This window comes from Streptomyces changanensis (assembly GCF_024600715.1).
Taxonomy (GTDB): domain Bacteria; phylum Actinomycetota; class Actinomycetes; order Streptomycetales; family Streptomycetaceae; genus Streptomyces; species Streptomyces changanensis.
Window position 1 is genome coordinate 5,240,392 of record NZ_CP102332.1, and the last position, 18,437, is coordinate 5,258,828.

At 73.5% G+C, this 18,437-nt stretch carries 13 protein-coding genes and 1 pseudogene; 6 read left to right on the forward strand and 8 right to left on the reverse strand.

Annotated elements, in window-relative coordinates:
• Nucleotides 1–3: 3 nt before the first annotated feature.
• From NRO40_RS23020 to NRO40_RS23030, 3 genes are all read right to left on the reverse strand, one after another.
• Nucleotides 4–915 carry a carbohydrate ABC transporter permease gene (locus NRO40_RS23020; protein ID WP_079047277.1) on the reverse strand — a complete coding sequence of 304 codons (912 nt, stop codon included), beginning with the start codon at nt 913–915 and terminating at the stop codon, nt 4–6.
• Nucleotides 912–1,853, reverse strand: a complete 942-nt coding sequence (locus tag NRO40_RS23025) for a carbohydrate ABC transporter permease (RefSeq protein ID WP_058943604.1) — start codon at nt 1,851–1,853, stop codon at nt 912–914. The genes NRO40_RS23020 and NRO40_RS23025 overlap by 4 nt, the downstream gene beginning before the upstream one ends.
• Nucleotides 1,854–2,241: 388 nt before the next feature.
• Nucleotides 2,242–3,561: an ABC transporter substrate-binding protein gene (locus tag NRO40_RS23030; RefSeq protein WP_058943594.1), complete on the reverse strand. Its 1,320-nt coding sequence runs from the start codon at nt 3,559–3,561 to the stop codon at nt 2,242–2,244.
• Nucleotides 3,562–3,835: 274 nt separating this feature from the next.
• On the opposite strand from NRO40_RS23030, the gene NRO40_RS23035 reads away from it, so the two are divergent.
• Both NRO40_RS23035 and NRO40_RS23040 read left to right on the forward strand, forming a co-directional pair.
• The gene (locus NRO40_RS23035) at nt 3,836–6,424 is read left to right on the forward strand and encodes a glycoside hydrolase family 2 protein (RefSeq protein ID WP_058943593.1); all 2,589 of its coding nucleotides are present in this window, start codon (nt 3,836–3,838) and stop codon (nt 6,422–6,424) included.
• Nucleotides 6,421–7,464, forward strand: coding sequence for a LacI family DNA-binding transcriptional regulator (locus NRO40_RS23040; RefSeq protein ID WP_058943592.1), 1,044 nt, complete (start codon nt 6,421–6,423; stop codon nt 7,462–7,464). The genes NRO40_RS23035 and NRO40_RS23040 overlap by 4 nt, the downstream gene beginning before the upstream one ends.
• A gap of 270 nt (nt 7,465–7,734) precedes the next feature.
• Here the strand turns inward: NRO40_RS23040 and NRO40_RS23045 are convergent, their stop codons facing one another.
• The 3 genes and pseudogenes from NRO40_RS23045 to NRO40_RS23055 form a co-directional block, all read right to left on the reverse strand.
• Nucleotides 7,735–9,390 (reverse strand): cellulase family glycosylhydrolase, encoded by a 1,656-nt coding sequence (locus NRO40_RS23045; RefSeq protein ID WP_058943591.1) that lies wholly within the window; start codon nt 9,388–9,390, stop codon nt 7,735–7,737.
• A gap of 391 nt (nt 9,391–9,781) precedes the next feature.
• Nucleotides 9,782–11,011 (reverse strand): mannose-6-phosphate isomerase, class I, encoded by a 1,230-nt coding sequence (gene manA / locus NRO40_RS23050; RefSeq protein WP_058943590.1) that lies wholly within the window; start codon nt 11,009–11,011, stop codon nt 9,782–9,784.
• Nucleotides 11,012–11,378: 367 nt separating this feature from the next.
• Nucleotides 11,379–12,296, reverse strand: a pseudogene (locus tag NRO40_RS23055) (ROK family protein); the annotation flags it as partial.
• 362 nt (nt 12,297–12,658) lie between these two features.
• Here NRO40_RS23055 and NRO40_RS23060 point away from each other — a divergent pair.
• Both NRO40_RS23060 and NRO40_RS23065 read left to right on the forward strand, forming a co-directional pair.
• Nucleotides 12,659–14,044 (forward strand): GH1 family beta-glucosidase, encoded by a 1,386-nt coding sequence (locus tag NRO40_RS23060; protein ID WP_058943603.1) that lies wholly within the window; start codon nt 12,659–12,661, stop codon nt 14,042–14,044.
• A 195-nt stretch (nt 14,045–14,239) separates the two neighbouring features.
• Nucleotides 14,240–14,416: a hypothetical protein gene (locus tag NRO40_RS23065; RefSeq protein WP_198549403.1), complete on the forward strand. Its 177-nt coding sequence runs from the start codon at nt 14,240–14,242 to the stop codon at nt 14,414–14,416.
• A gap of 102 nt (nt 14,417–14,518) precedes the next feature.
• Here the strand turns inward: NRO40_RS23065 and NRO40_RS23070 are convergent, their stop codons facing one another.
• Nucleotides 14,519–15,703, reverse strand: a complete 1,185-nt coding sequence (locus NRO40_RS23070) for a Cmx/CmrA family chloramphenicol efflux MFS transporter (protein WP_058943589.1) — start codon at nt 15,701–15,703, stop codon at nt 14,519–14,521.
• Nucleotides 15,704–16,085: 382 nt separating this feature from the next.
• A complete protein-coding gene (locus NRO40_RS23075; protein WP_058943588.1) occupies nt 16,086–16,331 on the reverse strand; it encodes a DUF2283 domain-containing protein in 246 nt (81 codons plus the stop codon).
• Nucleotides 16,332–16,552: 221 nt separating this feature from the next.
• On the opposite strand from NRO40_RS23075, the gene NRO40_RS23080 reads away from it, so the two are divergent.
• Entirely contained in the window at nt 16,553–17,383 is an 831-nt protein-coding gene (locus NRO40_RS23080; protein ID WP_232791170.1) for an amidohydrolase family protein, read from the forward strand.
• Nucleotides 17,383–18,117 (forward strand): amidohydrolase family protein, encoded by a 735-nt coding sequence (locus tag NRO40_RS23085; protein ID WP_058943587.1) that lies wholly within the window; start codon nt 17,383–17,385, stop codon nt 18,115–18,117. Before NRO40_RS23080 ends, NRO40_RS23085 begins: the two co-directional genes overlap by 1 nt.
• The last annotated feature ends 320 nt before the right edge of the window (nt 18,118–18,437 follow it).

Consider the following 18,437-nt stretch of genomic DNA (forward strand, 5'->3'; position numbering starts at 1 on the left):
CGGTCACTTCGTCGCGCCCTGGGCGAAGCCGTTGTAGATCCACCGCTGGAGCAGCAGGAAGACGACGAGCGTCGGCACGATGACGAGGATCGCGCCCGCCGAGATCGCCTCCCAGTGCGCGCCGAAGGGGCCCTTGAAGCGGAACAGGGCCGTGGAGATGGTGCCGAGCTCCTCGGAGTGCAGGTAGAGGAAGGGGATGTAGAAGTCGTTGTACGTCGTGATGCCCTTGATGATGACCACGGTGGCGATGGCCGGCTTCAGCAGCGGGAAGATGATCTTCCGGTAGATCGTGAAGGCGTTCGCGCCGTCCAGTCGGGCCGCCTCGTCCAGGGAGGTCGGGATGGAGCGGATGAACTGCAGGAAGATGTAGATCGACACGATGTCCGTGCCCATGTAGAGCAGGATCGGCGCCCACCGTGAGTCCACGAGGCCGAAGCCGTTCATCAGTTGGAAGGTGGCGACCTGTGTCGTGACGCCCGGCACCAGGGTGGCGACGAGGAACAGCGCCATGACGGTCTTCTTGGCGCGGAAGTCGAAGCGGTCGATGGCGTAGGCGGTCATCGAGCCGATCAGGACGGTCCCGCCGATGGAGAAGAGCAGGATGAACGCCGTGTTGCCGAAGGCGGCCAGCATCTTGCCGTCGGTGAAGGCCGTGACGTAGTTGTCGGTGTTGAGCCAGTTCCCCGGCAGGGAGAGCGCGCTGCCGTCCGCGACCTCCTCCGAGGTCTTGAGGGACGTCAGGAACACGACGGTGAGCGGCAGCAGCACGACCACGGAGGCGGCGACCAGCGACAGGTAGGTCAGCGCGGTGCCGATCCGCGGGCGGCGGGGGGTACGGCGCGGTGCGGGCCGCGTGGACGGCGCGGGCTGCGTGGGCCGGGCGGCCGGTGCGGCGGTGAGGTCGGGGGTCGTCACGTGAGGTCCACCTTGTCGTCGGGCACGAGCCGGCGCTGGATCCACGTGATCAACAGGATGATCGCGAGCAGCACCACGGCGGCGGCGGAGGCGAGGCCGGTCTTGTTGAACTGGAAGGCGAGCTTGACCGTCTGGATGACGAAGGTCGACGTGCCGGTCGCGCCGCCGGTCATGATGTACGGGATCTCGAACACGGACAGCGACCCCGAGATCGCCAGGATGAGGCTCAGGCTGAGGACGGGCCTGATGCTGGGGGCGATGATGTGCCGGAACTGCTGCCACCGGCTCGCGCCGTCCAGCTGGGCGGCCTCGTACAGCTCGCCGGGGATGGACTGGATCGCGCCGAGGAAGAGGACGAAGTTCAGCCCGGTGAAGCGCCACATGGAGACGCCCGCGAGGGAGGCGTTGGCGGAGGTGGGGTCACCGAGCCACGGGTGGTCGGTGGTGACGCCCAGCCAGGACAGGACGGAGTCGAGCGTGCCGCCGTCCTGGAAGAAGTAGAGGAAGACGAAGCCGATCGCGACGCCGTTGATCAGGTAGGGGAAGAAGAGGATCCCCTTGAACAGGTTGCGGAACCGCAGGTCGAAGCTGAGGACGGTGGCGAAGTACAGCGCCACGGCGATCTGGACGGCGGACGCCGCGAGGTAGTAGCCGCTGACGAAGAAGACGCGGAAGAGCTCGGGGCGGGTGAAGATCTGCACGTAGTTGTCGACGCCCGTGAAGTTCCGGTCCGGGCTGATGCCGTCCCAGTCGGTGAAGCCGTAGTAGACCATGTTGACCACGGGGACGTACGTGAACGTGATCAGCAGGGCGAGCGGCAGCAGCAGGAAGAGCCACGGGGTGAGCCGCCGCACGGGGCTGTCGCGCCAGGACCGCCGCCCGGAAGGCGGGCCGGAGGGGGGACCCGAGGGCGGGCCGGAGCCGTCGCTGCGCCGCAAGCGCCGGCCGGGGCGCTTGGGGAAGCGCTCCACGGGACGGTCCGCGGGTGCCTCGCCGGTACGGGCCCCCCGACCCGGCGTACCCGTCTCCCCTGGTGCGGGCCGTGCGGGCCGTGCGGGCCGTGCGGAGGCGGTGGGGGCGGGGCGTGCGGAGGCGGCGGGCCGTCCGGTGGCGGCGGCGCGGCCGGAGGCGGTGTCGGTCGTGTCGGTCATCTCAGCCTTTCGTGTCCGCGTCTGCGGCGGGGAGACGGGAGGGAGGGCCCCGGCCGCTGTCGTACGGCCGGGGCCCCGTTCCGCCGGATCAGGGGCCGGCGGTCCAGCTCCGCCGGGCAGCGGCCGGCGGTCCTGTGCCGCCGGATCAGGGGCCGGCGGTCCCGTTCCGCCGGGGTCAGGATCCGGCGGTCTTCGCCGCCTCGTTCCACCGCTTGTCGAGGTCGGCGAAGAAGCTCCGGGCGTCGCCCTTCTGCGCCCCGCGGGCGATGTCGACCAGCTGCCGCCGGTAGTCGGGCTTGTCGAGGCCGATCTCGGCGGCGTTGTCGATGGCGTTGACCTCGCCCGTCTCGGCCTCCGACCGCTCCACGAGCTTGACATCGTTGTCACCGTAGTCGGCGAGGGTGTCGGGCATCGCGGCGGCCTTCACCGTGGAGATGGCGCCCTCCTTCGCCGCGTATCCCGACTTCTCGGTGAACCAGTCGATCCAGGCGCGCGCCGCCGCCTTGTGCTCCGAGTGGGCGCTGACCGCCTGCTGGTAGTCCGTGGTGGCGGTCGCGCAGAAGGTGCCGTCCTTCTGGGCGGGGAACGGCATGAAGCCGATGTCCGCCGGGTCGGTACCGGCCTTCTTCGCCGCGTCCCGCATCTGCGTGATCGCCCACGAGCCGAGGTGCATGGTGGCGATCCGGCCCTCGGCGATCATGCCCTTGGAGGCTTCCCAGTTGGTGGTGTTGGGGTCCTTCTCCGACAGGCCGGCCTTCACGATGTCGTGCAGCAGTGAGTCGATGACACGCAGCTCGCCCCCCTCCTTCCAGGGGGAGACGGGGCCGGCCAGCTTGTCGTTGGCCTTCGCGTCGCAGCTGACGGAGCCGATGTCGTTGCTCCAGGCCGTCAGCGGCCAGCCGTCCTTGAAGTTCGTGTAGTACGGGACGGCGTCCGTCTTCGCCTCGATCGCCCGGAGGTCGGCGAGGAACTCCTGCGGGGTGGTGGGCCAGTCGGTGATGCCGGCCTTCTTCCAGACGGCCTTGTTGTAGAGGAAGCCGTTGGCGGTGCCGAACTGGGCGATGCCGTAGACCTTGCCGCCGACGTCCGTCTTGTCGCTGAAGCGGTACCTGGAGCCCAGTTCCTCGGAGCTGCCCAGAGGGGCGAAGAACTTCGGGTAGTCGTTCTTGGCGACGGCGGCCGGGATCATGAGGACGTCGCCGTAGTCGTCGGTGTTCATCCGGATCCTCACCTCGCCCTCGTAGTCGGTCAGGGCCTCGAAGGTCACCTTGACCTTCGGGTGGGTCTTGTTGAACTCGGCGGCGTACCGGGCCATCGTCCCGTCCTGGACGAGGTCGGTCCGGTGCGTGAGGACCTTGATCTCGCCGGTGGCGTCGCCCGGGTCGGAGGGGGCGGTCGCCGGTTCGCCGGAGGCGGTGCCACCGCCGCCGCACCCCGCGACGGTCAGCATCGCGGTGGCGAGGAGCGCCCCCGTGAGCGTCTTCTTCTTCCCCATGTGCCCAGCTCCTTCAGGATCGCGGCTCAGCTCTGCGGGTGGGATGTCGGCACTATGTCAGTCGGTGGTGAACCGGTAAAGCTCCGATTTCCAGCGTGATGCCCAATCGTTACCGGACCGTGTGCGTCGCGCCAGGTGCTGACTGCTCGCTGCCGCCGGTCTGTGGGCCGGAATTTCTACTAGACCGGTTTATGGACACGTCTTGATCGGCGGGTTACGTTGTGCGCCGTCGTACATCCGCCCCGGCCTGAACCAGGCGATTGGAGCCGCACCCATGAAGGACATCACGCAGCTCACGGAGGGCTGGCACCTGCGTCACGGCGACGCGTTGCTCGACGCCCGCGTCCCCGGCTGCGTCCACAGCGACCTGCTGGCCGCCGGTGCCATCCCCGACCCCTTCATCGGCCTCAACGAGAAGGAGGTCGCCTGGGTCGGCCGGCGGGAGTGGACGTACACGACGCACCTGGCCCACGACAGCGCCCACGAGCGCACCCACCTCGTCTTCGACGGACTCGACACCGCCGCCCGCGTCACCCTGGCCGGCGAACCGGTCGGCGCCACCCGCAACATGCACCGCCGCTACCGCTTCGACGTCACCGGCCGCACCGGCGAGCTGGAGGTCCGCTTCGCCTCCGCCTACGACGAGGCGGCGGCCGTCCGGGCCGTGACCGGCGAGCGGCCCAACGTCTACCCGGAGCCCTCGCAGTACGTGCGCAAGATGGCGTGCAGCTTCGGCTGGGACTGGGGCCCGACCGTGGTGACCGCCGGGATCTGGCGCGGGGTCCGGCTGGAGCACTGGTCGACCGCGCGCGTCGCCGAGGTCCGTCCCCTGGTCACCGTGGAGGGGACCACGGGCCGGGTGGAGGTGCGCATCGACGTGGAACGGACCGCGCGGGGCGAGGGACGGCCCCTGCGCGTCCGCGCCCGGGTCGGCGGTGGCGGTGGCGGCGCCGGCGTGGCCGCGAAGGCCGTGGCGGCGAAGGCCGTGGCGGCGGAGGCCGCCAGCGGGGGTGGCGGGGCGTTCGCGGAGGCCGTCGTCACCGGTGACGAGGCGGTCCTGCGGCTGGAGGTGCCGGACGTGCGCCTGTGGTGGCCCCGCGGCTACGGGGACCAGCCCCTGTACGACCTGGAGGTCACCCTCGCGGACGACGACGGGCCGCTCGACGCCTGGCACCGCCGGATCGGCTTCCGCACCGTCGAGCTGGACCGCTCCGCCGACGCGCACGGCACCGGCTTCACCCTCGTCGTCAACGGCGTCCGCGTCTTCGCCCGGGGCGTCAACTGGATCCCCGACGACGTACTGCCCTCCCGCGTCACCCCCGAGCGGTACCGCACCCGCCTCGCCCAGGCCGCCGACGCCAACGTCGACCTCGTCCGGGTCTGGGGCGGCGGCATCTACGAGGACGAGGCGTTCTACGACGCCTGCGACGAACTGGGCCTCATGGTCTGGCAGGACTTCCTCTTCGCCTGCTCCGCCTACCCGGAGGAGCAGCCCCTGCGCGGCGAGGTCGAGGCCGAGGCGCGGGACAACGTCGTCCGGCTCATGCCGCACCCCAGCCTCGTCCTGTGGAACGGCAACAACGAGAACCTCTGGGGCTTCCGCGACTGGGGCTGGGAACCCGACCTGGCCGGCGACTCCTGGGGCGAGGGCTACTACCTGGGCCTGCTGCCCCGCGTCGTCGCCGAGCTGGACCCCACCCGCCCGTACGCCGCCGGCAGCCCCTGGTCCGGCTCGTGGGACCACCACCCCAACGACCCGGCGCACGGCACCCACCACTCGTGGGAGGTGTGGAACCGCCGGGACTACGCCGAGTACCGCGCGAGCGTCCCCCGGTTCGTCGCCGAGTTCGGCTGGCAGGCGCCGCCCGCGCTGGCCACGCTCCGGCGGGCCCTGCCCGGCGAACGGCTCGCGCCCGACTCGCCCGGCATGCTGCACCACCAGAAGGCCGAGGACGGCAACGGCAAGCTGAACCGGGGCGTCGCCCGCCACTTCCCGCTCCCCGACGGCGACTTCGACCGCTGGCACTACCTCACCCAGCTCGTCCAGGCACGCGCCGTCGCCGCCGGCATCGAACACTGGCGGGCCCACTGGCCGGTCTGCGCCGGCACCGTCGTCTGGCAGCTCAACGACTGCTGGCCGGTCAGTTCGTGGTCCGCGATCGACGGCGACGGCCGACCGAAGCCGCTCCACCACGAGCTGCGCCGCGTCTACGCCGACCGGCTCCTCACCCTGCTGCCGGGCGGCGCGCGAGCGGACGCGGGTACCGGCACAGGGGAGGGGGCGGGCACCGGGGCCGGCCCGGACACGGGCGCCGGCCCAGGTGGCGACGACACGGACGCCGGCTGCGGCGGCGAGGGGCCGACGCTGGCCGTGATCAACCAGTCGGCCGACCCGTGGCACGCCGCGGTGACCCTGCGCCGTCTCGCCGCGGACGGCACCGTCCTGCACCGCACCACCCTGGACGTGGCCGTGGAACCGCGCTCCGTCGTCCGCGTACCCGTCCCCGAGGCGGCCGCGCCGGCCGAGGGGACCGTGAAGGAGTTCCTCGTCGCCGACGCGGACGGCCTGCGCGCCGTCCACTTCCCGGTGCCGGACAAGGACTTCGCGTACGTGCCGCCCCGGTTCGACGTCGCGGTGGAGCCGGTACCGGGCCGGGGGGATAGAGTCGACGTCGTGGTGAGCGCGCACACTCCTGTCCGAGACCTCCTGCTCCAGGCCGACCGGCTCGGGGCGGCGGCCGCCGCCGACCGCGGCCCGCAGACCCTGCTGCCCGGCGAGGTGACGCGCATCCGGCTGACCGGCTGCGGCACCCCGGACGCCGCGGACGTCCGGGCCGCCCTGTTCTGCGTGGACGTGGTGTGAGCGGCTCGCCCGCACGCGTCACCATCAAGGACGTCGCCGCCAGGGCGGGCGTGTCCAAGGGCGCCGTGTCGCTCGCCTTCAACCACAAGCCGGGCGTGTCGGAGGCCACCCGGGAGCGGATCTTCGAAGCCGCCCAGCAGCTGGGCTGGGCGCCCAGCGCGACGGCGCGCAGCCTCTCCAACCAGCGGGTCGACGTCGTCGGGCTGGCCCTGTGCCGGCCCGCGCGGCTGCTGGGCATCGAGCCGTTCTACATGGACTTCGTCTCCGGCATCGAGAGCGTCCTCGTGGAGCGTTCCTGCTCGCTGCTGCTGCGGCTGGTGCGCGACGTCGACGAGGAGATCGCCGTCCACCGCGACTGGTGGCGCGGCCGCATGGTCGCCGGCGCGGTGCTCGTCGACTTCCGCCGGGACGACCCGCGCGTCCCGGCCCTCCAGGCCATCGGGCTGCCCGCCGTCGCCGTCGGCCACCCGTCGCTGACCGGGGCCTTCCCGGCCGTGTGGACGGACGACGCCACCGCGGTCGGCGAGGCCGTGCGCTACCTGGCGGCCCTCGGGCACCGCCGGATCGCCCGCGTCGGCGGCCCGGCGGAGCTCGGCCACAGCGCGATCCGCGCGGAGGCGTTCCGGTCGACGGTCCGCGGGCTGGGCCTGGACGAGGGCCGGCAGATCGCGACGGGCTTCGACGAGGAGGAGGGCGCCCGCGCCACGCGCTCCCTGCTGCTCTCCGCCGACCGCCCCACGGCGATCGTGTACGACAACGACATCATGGCCGTCGCGGGCGCGGGCGTCGCCGCCGAGATGGGCCTCGTCGTCCCCGACGACCTGTCGCTGCTGGCGTGGGACGACTCGCAGCTCTGCCGGATCACACATCCGACGCTCTCCGCGATGAGCCACGACGTGCACCACTTCGGCGCGGAGGTGGCGCGGATCCTGTTCGAGGTCATCGACGGCACGCACACCGGCCCGTACCAGGCGCCGACCCCGACGCTGACCCCCCGCGGCTCCACCGCCCCGGCACCCGTGTACGGCCCGCGGGGCTGACCCGGCACACCGGAGGGCCGCGCCCCGCTCGGGGGTGCGGCCCCTCGGCGTACGAGGCTCCGGGAGAGGCCGGGAGGCGCCGGAGAGGCCGGGAGTGGCCGGGAGGCGCCGAGAGGCCCGGGGCCCGGGGGCCCGGGGGCCCGGGGGCTGCGGCAGGCGGCCGACCGGGCCCGGTCCGGCCGGCCGCCTGCCGTCAGCTCCGCCGTCCGCTGCGGGGAAGCGAGCCGCGGAGCGTCGGTCCTGGCGCCTCCCGGCAGCCGCGGCGGCCCGTCAGAGCGTGGTGCAGGGGGCGCCGTCGAGGCTGAAGGCGGACGGGGTGCCGTTCGTGCCGGTGAAGGAGGCGCTGAGGCCGAAGCTCACACTGCCGCCCGCCGGGATGGTCCGGGTCCACGGCTCGGGGGTGGCCCGCACCTGGGAACCCTGCTGGACCACCTTGGCGTTCCAGGCGGAGTGCACCCGCTGGTCGCCGGGGAACGCGAAGTCCAGCCGCCAGTCGCTCACCGCCGCCGCGCCGGTGTTGCGGACGGTCACGTCGGCGTTGAAGCCGCCGTTCCACTCGTGGACGCGGTAGGTGACCGCGCAGGCGCCCGTGGACTGCGCCGGTGCCGTGGTGACGGTGACCGGGGCGGAGCGCGCCGAGCGGTTGCCGGCGGCGTCACGGGCGTACACGGCGAAGGTGTACGCGGTGGACGGCGTCAGGCCCGTGACGGTCGCGCGGCTCGTCGCCGACGTGGCGGCGCGGGTCTCGGTGGTGCCGTCGAGGCGCACCACGTCGTAGGCGGTGACCGCCGTGTCGTCCGTGGAGGCCGCCCAGCCGAGCGTCACGCGGTCGGACCGGACGTCGGACGCGGTCGGCGTGCCCGGTGCCGTGGGGGGCCTGGTGTCGCCCCCGCCGCCGGAGTAGACGCTCGCCTCACGGGAGGTCGCCTTGATGCCGTGCGCGCCGTCGAAGATCCGCTCACCCCACGGGGAGAGCCGGGACGGGTCGAAGCCGACGGCCATGTCGAGGTATTCGACGCCGCCGCCGTTGCCGCTCCACGACCAGCCCAGGTAACCGAGGCCGAGCTGTTCGGCGGTCGCCATGATGGCGTCCTCGTCGGGGTTGCCGTCGGAGTGGTCGTGGCCGAATTCGCCGACCACGATCGGGAGTCGGGCAGAGGCGAACCGGTTCAGGTAGTCCCGTACCTCGGCCGCCGTGTCGAAGACGCCGTACATGTGGATGGAGAACACCGTGTTGCGCGCCGGGTCGGCGGAGAACACGCGCTGCGCGTTGTCCCGCATGGTGAAGGACCAGTCCTGGCCCCAGTTGGGGGCGTCCGCCATCAGCGTGTGGGTGAATCCGGCGGTGCGGAGCCGGTTGATCGCCGCGGACGTGTCGGCGGTCCACGCCTGGTACCCGGTGTTCCCGTGCGGCTCGTTGCCGATGTTGAGGACGACGTACTTCTCCTGGCCCTTGAGGGCGCTCTGCACGTCGATCCAGTAGTCGACGGCGCGGTCCAGGGTCACGGCGCCGTCCTGCTCGCCGTATCCGGTGGTGTCGTGCGCCTCCAGCACGCAGACGAGCCGGTTCTGCTTGCACTGGTCGACGACGGCCGCCACGTCGGCGGTGTCGTTCCTGGTCCAGCGGTCGCCGGTGGCGAGCACGACGCGGACCGTGTTCGCGCCGAGCGCCTTGACGTCCTTCAGCGCCTTCGGCGTCGTGCTCGTGTACCAGGCGTGGGCGTGGTTCACGCCGCGCATGACGAAGTCCCCGCCGTTCGCGTCCAGCAGCCGGCCGTCCCTGACGTGGAACCCGGTCGCCGCCGATGCCGATGGCGCCGCCGTCGCTCCGGAGTCGGCCTCCCGGGCGGCGGCGTGCGGGGCGGCCAGTGTCGAGGCCGCCATGGCCAGCAGCGCTCCCGCAGCGGTGGCCAGTCTCTTTCGCATCTCCTGCTCCCAACGTGGTCGCTCGTACGCCGGGGTGTGCGCGTCCCGGGGTACGGCTGTGCCGTGTGTGTCGTGGGTCGTTCCCTCGGCCCCGGTGCGGCGGAGAATTCCCGGGGGATTTCTCCGGGTGTGCTTTCTCCGCCGGTCCGCGCCGTTCATCGACGGGCGCGCCGGCAGTGCCGAGGTGCTTTCCCGCTGTCAGGTCCGAGATTGCGGCTCCGGGACCGGGCGGCGGGAGATCGGGCGCCGGGGGACGGCACCGCGCATTCCCTGGTGGGGGAGCGCGTGTACGGCGGTGTTCGACATTCCGTCCGGCGACTTGAGGAGAGGCTAGAACGAGACCACCAACGAGACAACCGTTCGGACGAAACCGGTTAAGTTTAGTGGGAGTTCATCGGGTGCCGGTGTGCGCGATGTCCGTTCGGTGCGCTTCTTCCCGCCCGACGGTGGCCCGGAAGACCGTCCCGCTTCCGGTGACGGCGACCTCTTCGCCCGCCGGGACGTACGCAGACTGGCCGGGTCGCAGGCCCAGTTCGCCCCTCGGGCCGGCCAGCCGGGCGCGCCCGCCCGTGCACACCAGGACCTGCGGACCGGACCCGTCGAGGCGGTAGGCGGCACGGACCGCTCCCGGCCGCAGCCGGGACAGCCGGAAGTCGCCGACCGGCGCCGGGTACAGCTCCTCGCCGCCCGCCAGGACCTCGGGGCGTACGGCACCGGCCGGACCGGCGGCGAACCGCACGACCCGCAGCAGCTCCGCCGCGTCCACGTGCTTGGTCGTCAGCCCGCAGCGCAGCACGTTGTCCGAACCGGCCATCACCTCCACGCCGAGCCCCCGCAGGTACGCGTGTGGGACCCCCGCCCCGAGGAACAGCGCCTCACCCGGTGCGAGTCGCACCTGTCGCACCATCAGGGCGGCGAGCAGCCCCGGATCGCCGGGGTGTACGCGCGCCACCCCCGCGTACACCGCGCAGTCGCGTCCCCACGCGCCGCCGCTCCGCGCCACGCGGGCCAGCGCCCGGGTGACCTCGGCGACGAGGTCCGGCGCGGGGGAGGTGAGGAAGGCGGAGAACACCTCGCGCAGGGCGTCCTCCTCCGGCCGGGAGCGCAGGACCTCCGCGTGCGGGGCGAGGCCGTCCACCTCCAGGGCGTCGAGGAGCCGGGCGCACTCGCGGGCGGGGCGGAAGCCGCACAGGCCCTCGAACGGGCTCAGCGCCACGAGCATCTCGGGCTTGTGGTGGGCGTCCCGGTAGGTCCGGTGGGGCGCGTCGACGGGGATGCCGGCGGCGTTCTCGCGCGCGTACCCGGCGGCCGCCTGCGCGGCGTCGGGGTGGACCTGGAGGGAGAGCGGCGACTCGGCCGCGAGGAGCTTGAGCAGGAACGGCAGCCGCGGCCCGAACCGGCGCGCGGTGGCCTCCCCCAACTCCCCTGCGGGGTCGGCGGCGATGATCTCGTCGAGCGGCCGGAGGCGTCCCCCGCGCTCCACGAGGGAGGGGGCCGCGGGGTGGGCGCCCATCCACAGCTCCGCCTGCGGCGTGCCGTCGGGGACGGTGCCCATCAGCTCGGGCAGCGCGGTGGGGGAGCCCCAGTCGTAGGGGCGGACGGTGGTGCCGAGGCGGTCCACGGGCGGGTTCCTTTCGGCCGGCCGGCCGAGGGACGTGCCACCCGGGGCGGCGGGGTGGGAAGGGGCGGGGTGCGGGGGAGCGGGCCGTATGCCGGGGGATGTACGCGGGACGTAACGCCGGTCAGGCCGTGGGTACCGGCGGGGTGGACGTGGTGTCCGGGGCGGGCCGGGTGGGTGCGGTGTCCGGGGTCGGCCGGGTGGGCGGGGTGTCCGGCACGGGTGGGGCGGAGGGGGCGGCCGGGTCGGGCTGGGTGGACGGGGTGCGCGACACGGGAAGTGCGGACGGCGCGGACGGGGTAAAGGGGGCGTTCGGCACGGGTGAGGCGGACCGGCGGGGCGGGGCGGGTGCGGCGCCGGTGTGGGCGCCCGCGGCGGCCGCGGCGCCGATCAGCCCGGCGTCGAGGGCCAGCCTCGCGGGCACGACCGGTACACCGCGGGCGAACCCCAGCACCGCGTACGCGTCCAGCCACCGCCGCAGCGGCGCGAACAACGTGTCACCGGCCTGCGCCACGCCGCCGCCGACGACCACCACGTCCAGCTCGACGAGGGTGATGGTCGCCGCGATGCCGGCCGCGAGGGCCTGGGCGGCCCGGTCGTACGCGGCCCGCGCCGTACCGTGCCCGGCACGGGCGGCCTCCGCCACGGCGGCGGCGGTGGCCGGGGTGCCGGGCGGCGGCGTCCACCCGGCGGCCAGCGCGCGGGCGGCGATGGCCGTACCGCTCGCCAGGCCCTCCACGCATCCGCGCGCCCCGCACGGGCAGGGTTCGCCGTCCAGGTCCACCGAGATGTGACCGATGTGCCCGGCGTTGCCGGAGGGGCCCGTGTGCAGCCGTCCGCCGAGGACCATGCCGCCGCCGACGCCCGTCGACACCACCATGCACAGCGCGTTGTCGACGCCCCGCGCGGCCCCCAGCCAGTGTTCGGCGGCGGTCATGGCGACCGCGTCGCCGACGAGGACCGGCGCGGCGGTGCCCGCCGGCATCCGCGGATGGGCGCGCACCCGCTCGACCAGCGGAAATCCGCGCCAGGCGGGGATGTTGACGGGGCTGACCGTCCCGGCGGCCGTGTCGACCGGCCCGGCGCTGGCGATCCCGAAACGGTCCAGCGCCGTCCACGCGGGGTGCGCGGACAGCTCGTCCAGGACGGCGGTGACGGCCCCCATCAGTGCCTCCGTCGACCCGCGGGCGGGCGTCGGCCGCTGCGCGCGGGCCACCAGGCGGCCGTCCGGGTCGACGAGCGCCCCGGCGATCTTCGTACCGCCGATGTCCAGAGCCCCGTACACCATCGCGTCAGCCTTTCGTCGCGGGTAGCGCGGGACCGGGCGTCCCGCGAGGGATCACTGTGCACGGTAGCTGACAACGTTGTCTAGCCGGGCTGTGGTGTTGAGTGATCGTTTAGTAAAACTCGACGACAGTCGCGCATAGGCCCTTTACCGGCGGCCTTAATCGGTTAAGTATCAGGTCGCGCGCCTCGCCGTCGCGTCGCCGTGCCCCGTCAGGCCGACCCCGCCGCCCGGCTGCCCCACCGCCCACCGCCTCCGCCCCGTCGCCCGCCGCCCCGAGACGAGACCCCCCGATGAGCGCTTCCCCCTCCCTCCCCACCTCCTGCGGCCCGTCCGCCACGTCCGACACGCCTGCCCCACCGGACCTGTCCGACTTCCCCGCGTTCCCCCGCCACTTCGTCTTCGGCGCCGCCACCGCCGCCTACCAGATCGAGGGCGCCGTCCACGAGGACGGGCGCGGCACCTCCGTCTGGGACACCTTCACGCGGCTCCCCGGCCGCGTCCGCGACGGCGACACCGGTGACGTGGCCTGCGACCACTACCACCGCCACCCCGAGGACATCGCCCTGCTCAAGGAGCTGGGGGTCGACTCGTACCGCTTCTCCGTCAGCTGGCCGCGCGTCCAGCCCTCCGGCACGGGCCCCGTCAACCGCGCGGGCCTCGACTTCTACGCGCGCCTCGTCGACCGGCTGCTGGAGGCCGGTGTCGAACCGGCCGTGACCCTCTACCACTGGGACCTGCCGCAGGCCCTGGAGGACCACGGGGGCTGGCGGAACCGCGACACCGCCCTGCGTTTCGCCGAGTACGCGGCACACGTCGCCGAGGCCCTCGCCGACCGCGTCCCGCGGTGGATCACGCTCAACGAACCCTGGTGCAGCGCCTTCCTCGGCCACGCCAACGGCCTGCACGCCCCCGGCACGCGCGAGGGCACGCCCGCCCTGGCCGCGGCCCACCACCTCCTGATCGGCCACGGTCACGCCCTGCGCGCCCTGCGCGGCGCCGGCGTCCGCGAGGCAGGGATCACCCTCAACCCCGACCACGTGACCCCCGCGACCCCCGGCCCGGACGACACCGCCGCCGCCCTGCGCGCGGAGACCCAGCGCAACCTCATGTGGACCGAGCCGTTGCTGGCGGGCCGCTACCCCGGGTCGGAGGAGGACACCTGGGGCGAGCTGATCACCCGGCAGACGTTCCGTCGCCCCGGCGACCTCGCGCTGATCTCCCAGCCCCTGGACTTCCTCGGCGTGAACTACTACACGCCCTCCACCATCCGGGACGCCCCGTACCGGCAGCCGGACCCGCAGCTGCGGACCGCCGACGACAACCGGTACGCCGCCGTCCCCCGGCCGGAGCTCCGCCACACCGCGATGGGCTGGCCGGTCGCCCCGCACACCCTGCACGAGCTGCTGGTCTCCCTGCGCGACCGCTACGGTGACGCGCTCCCGCCGATCGTCGTCACGGAGAACGGATCGGCCGAGCGCGACGAGCCGTCCCCCGACGGAACGGTGCACGACACCGACCGGATCTCGTACCTCGACGGCCACCTGCGCGCCGTGGCCGCCGCCCTCGCCGACGGTGTCGACGTACGCGGCTACTACGTGTGGTCGCTCCTCGACAACTTCGAGTGGGCGGAGGGCTACGGCAAGCGCTTCGGCATCGTGCACGTCGACTACGCCACCCAGCGCCGCACCCCGAAGGACAGCTTCCACTGGTACCGGCGGCTGATCGCCGCCCAGCGCCGCGCCCGCTGAGCCCGGCGCCGCCCGCCGGCTTCGACGGCCCGGGCGTTCCGCGGGCCCGGGGATCTCCGCAGGCCCGGTCCCCGGCCGGTCCGGCCTGCGGCGCCACTACCGCACCGCTGGCGGCGGTGCGGTAGTGGCGGGATCTCCCGGGTACCCGTCACTCCCGCCCCGGACGGGGCGGGCACGGACTGCGGAGGCACCACCATGAGTGACGCGTGGGACTACCCGACCCCTTCCCAGGCGGAGGGTGAACGGGAGCCGGAGCCAGGCACCGACGAACACCCCGACGTGGCCCGGTCCACCCCCTCCCAGGCGGAGGGGGAGCGGACCGCCGACGCGCCCGCCGACGTACGGACCGACCCCGCACCGGAGGAGCGCTAGCCGTCCCCACCCCCGACGCCCGGCCCGCCGGACCGCGGCCGACACCGCCGATCCCGCCGGCCCCCGCCCGCCCTCGGCCGGCACCTGCCGGTGATCGTGCGGTCACCGCGACGCCCCCCTCCGGTCGCGGCCCGCTGTGATCACCCCGCGCAGGGGGAGGGCGACGAGGAGCGCGAGCAGGACGAGGCACCCGCTCGCCCAGAGGGGCCCGTGGTGCCCGAGCGGGGTACCGAGGGTGGTCGCGGCGACGAGGGGTCCGACGGCGGCGCCGACGTTGAGCGCGGCGGTCGCGTAGGAGCCGCCCATGGTGGGGGCTCCCGACGCCTCGTACAGGACCCTGGTGATCAGCGTGCCGCCGAGGGCGAACGACAGCGCGCCCTGGAGGAACACGAGGGGGAGGAAGGCGGCCGGCTCGTCGGCCGCCAGGGCCAGGGCCGGCCAGCCGACGAGCAGCAGCGGACCGCCGACCACCAGCACCGAGCCGGGACGCCGGTCGGAGAACCGGCCGGCGACGGTGACCCCGGCGAAGGAACCGGCGCCGAAGAGCACCAGCGCGACGGGCACCCACAGCTCGCCCAGCCCGGCCACGTCGGTCACCACCGGGGCGAGGAAGGTGAAAGCGGCGAAGGTGGCCGCGTTCACCAGCGCGCCGACCAGCATCACCAGGAGCAACCGCGGCCTCTTGAGCTGCGCGAGCTCGGGTCGCAGCGCCGCCGGCCCGTCAGCCGCGTACTCCCGTGGGCGACTCGCCGGCGTTCCCGCGAGGATGCCGACGGCCGCGGGCACGCAGAGAACGGCGACCGCCCAGAAGGTGGCCCGCCAGCCGAACAGCGCGCCCAGGGCCGACCCCCCGGGCACCCCGGCGACCGTCGCCACCGTGGTGCCCGACAGCAGCACGGCGAGCGCCCGTCCCTTCTTGTCCGAGGGGACCAGCGCGGTGGCGGTCGTCAGCGCCACGGCGAGGAACCCGGCGTTCGCCAGTGCCGCGACCACCCGGGTCGCGATCAGGACCGGGAAGCTGCCGGTGACCGCGCCCACGGCGTGGGCGGCGAGGAAGAGGAGGACGAACGCCGACAGGCCGGAGCGTCCGGGCACGTTCCGGGCGAGCCCGGCCATGAGCGGGGCGCCGACGACCATGCCGATCGCGTACGCCGTGGTGAGGGTGGCCGCCGTCCCGACGGTGATGTCGAGGTCGGAGGCGATGTCCGGCAGCAGGCCGGCGAGCATGAACTCCGAGGTGCCCATGGCGAAGACGGCCAGGGCGAGCAGGTACAGGGGGAAGGGCATCGAGTGGCTCCGAGGTGAGGAGAAGCACGAGAGGTCATCTCGTCACCGCGGTCAGCACCCAGGGGCGCACTCGTCCGGCCGCGGAGCGCGGCGGGACGGCGGACCGTGAACTCAGGGGTCAAGGGGGCTGACGGCGTGACCGAAAGCCCCCACCTCGGCTGACTCAGGACTCGACATGGCCCGCACGGTACCCGACCGGCCCCCGCCGGGGCAGCCCGGTTTCCTCGCCGGGCGGAGCGCATCGGCCGGGTCGGCGGGTGCGGTCGTGGCCGGGCCGTGGCGGAGGTCGGGGTCGGGCCGCCGAGGAGGATCGACTGGCCGTCGATGTGGACGTGGCCGTGGACGTGGGCGTGGAGGTCGATGTGGACGAGGGCCGGGGTGCTCAGGCGCCTCGGGTGTCCAGGCGCTCCGCCGACTCCAGCAGGCGCGCGGGCAACGTCGAGGCGGCCCCCAGCACCTCCACGCCGACGAGGCGGCCCTCCTCGTCGAAGTCGAGGTTGACGGTGCCGTCGACTCCCACCGGATCGCAGGCGAGGGTGTGGGCCGCCTTCGTCGGGGTGCCGGGGTCGGTGAGGTACACGTAGGCCGCGTCCGCCGCCCTGTCGTAGGCGACCCTGGGGTGCGTCATCCTCGGCGTGCTCCTTGGCTGTGGTCGAACGGAGGGGGTCCGTCCCGACGATGCGGGTGGCACGGGTGGTACCGCAACGGGGTTTGCGCCGGACCCGCCGGGTACGCATGCTGCCGGGCGTCCGTCACGCGCCCGGGGCCCCGCCTCATTGACCGGCGCCGCGTCACCGTTCTAGTTTCGGTCCGGACCGCAAGTGGCCCCGACGAGAGAGGACGGCCCCGATGCCCCCACGCGAAGGGCCGCAGGCCGCCCCCCTCCCCGCGACGCCGACCGGCACCGCCCCCTCCGCCACCGCTTCCGCGAGGCCGGTCGGCGCGTACCCGTGGCTGGAGCCCACGTCGGAGGAGTACGTCGGCTGGGACGTCGACGTGCTGTACGGGCCCTGGCCGCGCCACGACCGCGACACCGGTCTCGCCGAGGTCCGCGCGCACCTCGCCGCCTCGCCGGTCGCCGGGGCGCTCGCCCTCTCCACGCGCGGCGTGCTCTACGACGACGCCGGCGGGAACGCCGAGACGGTCCGCGACCTCGCCGACTGCCCCGAGCTGCGGCCCGTGGGCACCGTGGATCTGCGGGACGCGCTCACCGCCGAGGCGCGGCTGGACGAGCTGGGCGCCGCGGGCGTGCGGTTCCTGCGCCTGTTCACCGTCGACCAGGGCGCCGAGCCGGACTTCCCCGGGTACCGCAGGGTCGTGCGCCTCGCCGTCGAACGGGGCATGGCGCTCCTCCACGACGGCGACCCGCGCCGCTTCGGCCCGCCCCTCACCGGGTGCGGCGCCGACGTCGTCTTCCTCGACCTCCACGCGTACCTGCTCGCCGACTTCCTCCTCCTGGCCCGTGACGAGCCGGGTTTCCGGGCGACCACCCGGATGCTCTCCGCGCCCGACTCGATCGAACGGGTCGTGGAGTCGGTGGGCTCCCGCCACCTCGTCTTCGGCTCCCGGACGCCCTTCATGGACCTCTCGCCCCAGACGCTGAAGCTGCGGTACGCGCGGATCCCCGCCGACGACCGTGCCGCGATCGCCACGAGGAACGTCGAGGAGCTGCTCGCCTGATGCCGATCATCGATGTCCACGCCCACGTGGGTCGCTGGCAGTTCCACCTGACGGCCGGTGACGCGGACGCCAACCTGCGGCAGATGGACCGGTACGGCATCGACCACCAACTGGTCTCCGCCTCGGAGGCCGTGGTGTACGACGCGGTCGCGGGCAACGCCGCCCTGTACAAGGCGCTCGCCACGCGGCCGCGGCTCCACGGTTACGCCGTCGTCAATCCCAACCGCATCGACGAGAGCGCCGCCGACCTGCGGCGCTGCCTCGACACCGGGCGTTTCGTGGGAGTGAAGATCCACACGCACTATCCGGGCCGGCTGCCCGGGTCGCCGGAGATGGCCGCCGCGTTCGACCTGGTCGCCGAGGCGGGCGTACCGCTGCTGCTGCACACGTGGGGCAGTGAGGTGACCCTCCTGCCGGAGCTGGTGGAGGCCCGGCCGGGCCTGCGCGTCATCGTGGGCCACGCCGGCGGTGACGCCTGGCGTGAGGCCGCGCGGGCGGCGGCGGCCTGCGACCGGCTGTACCTGGAGCACTGCCGCACCGCCACCGACGCGGGCCGCATCGCGTACGCCAGGGAGACCGGCGTGCCCGTGGAACGCATCCTCTTCGGTACGGACTCGACGCTCATCGACCCGTGCGTCTCCCTCGGCGTGATCCGTGACGCGCACTTCGCGCCGGACGAACTCGAGCGCGTCCTGTGGCGCAACGCCGCCGAGCTTTTCGGACTGAAGGTCTGAGGGTCTCGGAAGGTCGGAAGGTCCGAAGGTCCGAAGGTCTGAACCAATACCCGGAGTTCCTGCACGGCCCGTAATCGCCGCTCGCCGGCGGAGTGACCCATTCCGCTGACGCGTATTCAAATAGCGGCAGCCTCTATCTCGATTGAGTAACGACCTTCTTGTTCAGGGCTCAACCACTCGTGGGTGACGCGCGTAACTGCCTTGTGTGGCGCGGCCTTTGAGGGTTCGTCATTTCCTGCGTCCCGGTCACGGAATGGACTCGTTCCGCTGGTCTCGTTTGCCGGAATTCTCCTCTGGCAGGCTTCCGCGCACCGTCCTCT

Coding starts and splice junctions, on each gene's coding strand:
- NRO40_RS23030 (WP_058943594.1), bottom strand. CDS start 3,561: ATGGGGAAGAAGAAGACGCTCACGGGGGCGCTCCTCGCCACCGCGATG.
- NRO40_RS23035 (WP_058943593.1), top strand. CDS start 3,836: ATGAAGGACATCACGCAGCTCACGGAGGGCTGGCACCTGCGTCACGGC.
- NRO40_RS23045 (WP_058943591.1), bottom strand. CDS start 9,390: ATGCGAAAGAGACTGGCCACCGCTGCGGGAGCGCTGCTGGCCATGGCG.
- NRO40_RS23065 (WP_198549403.1), top strand. CDS start 14,240: ATGAGTGACGCGTGGGACTACCCGACCCCTTCCCAGGCGGAGGGTGAA.
- NRO40_RS23070 (WP_058943589.1), bottom strand. CDS start 15,703: ATGCCCTTCCCCCTGTACCTGCTCGCCCTGGCCGTCTTCGCCATGGGC.
- NRO40_RS23075 (WP_058943588.1), bottom strand. CDS start 16,331: ATGACGCACCCCAGGGTCGCCTACGACAGGGCGGCGGACGCGGCCTAC.
- NRO40_RS23080 (WP_232791170.1), top strand. CDS start 16,553: ATGCCCCCACGCGAAGGGCCGCAGGCCGCCCCCCTCCCCGCGACGCCG.
- NRO40_RS23085 (WP_058943587.1), top strand. CDS start 17,383: ATGCCGATCATCGATGTCCACGCCCACGTGGGTCGCTGGCAGTTCCAC.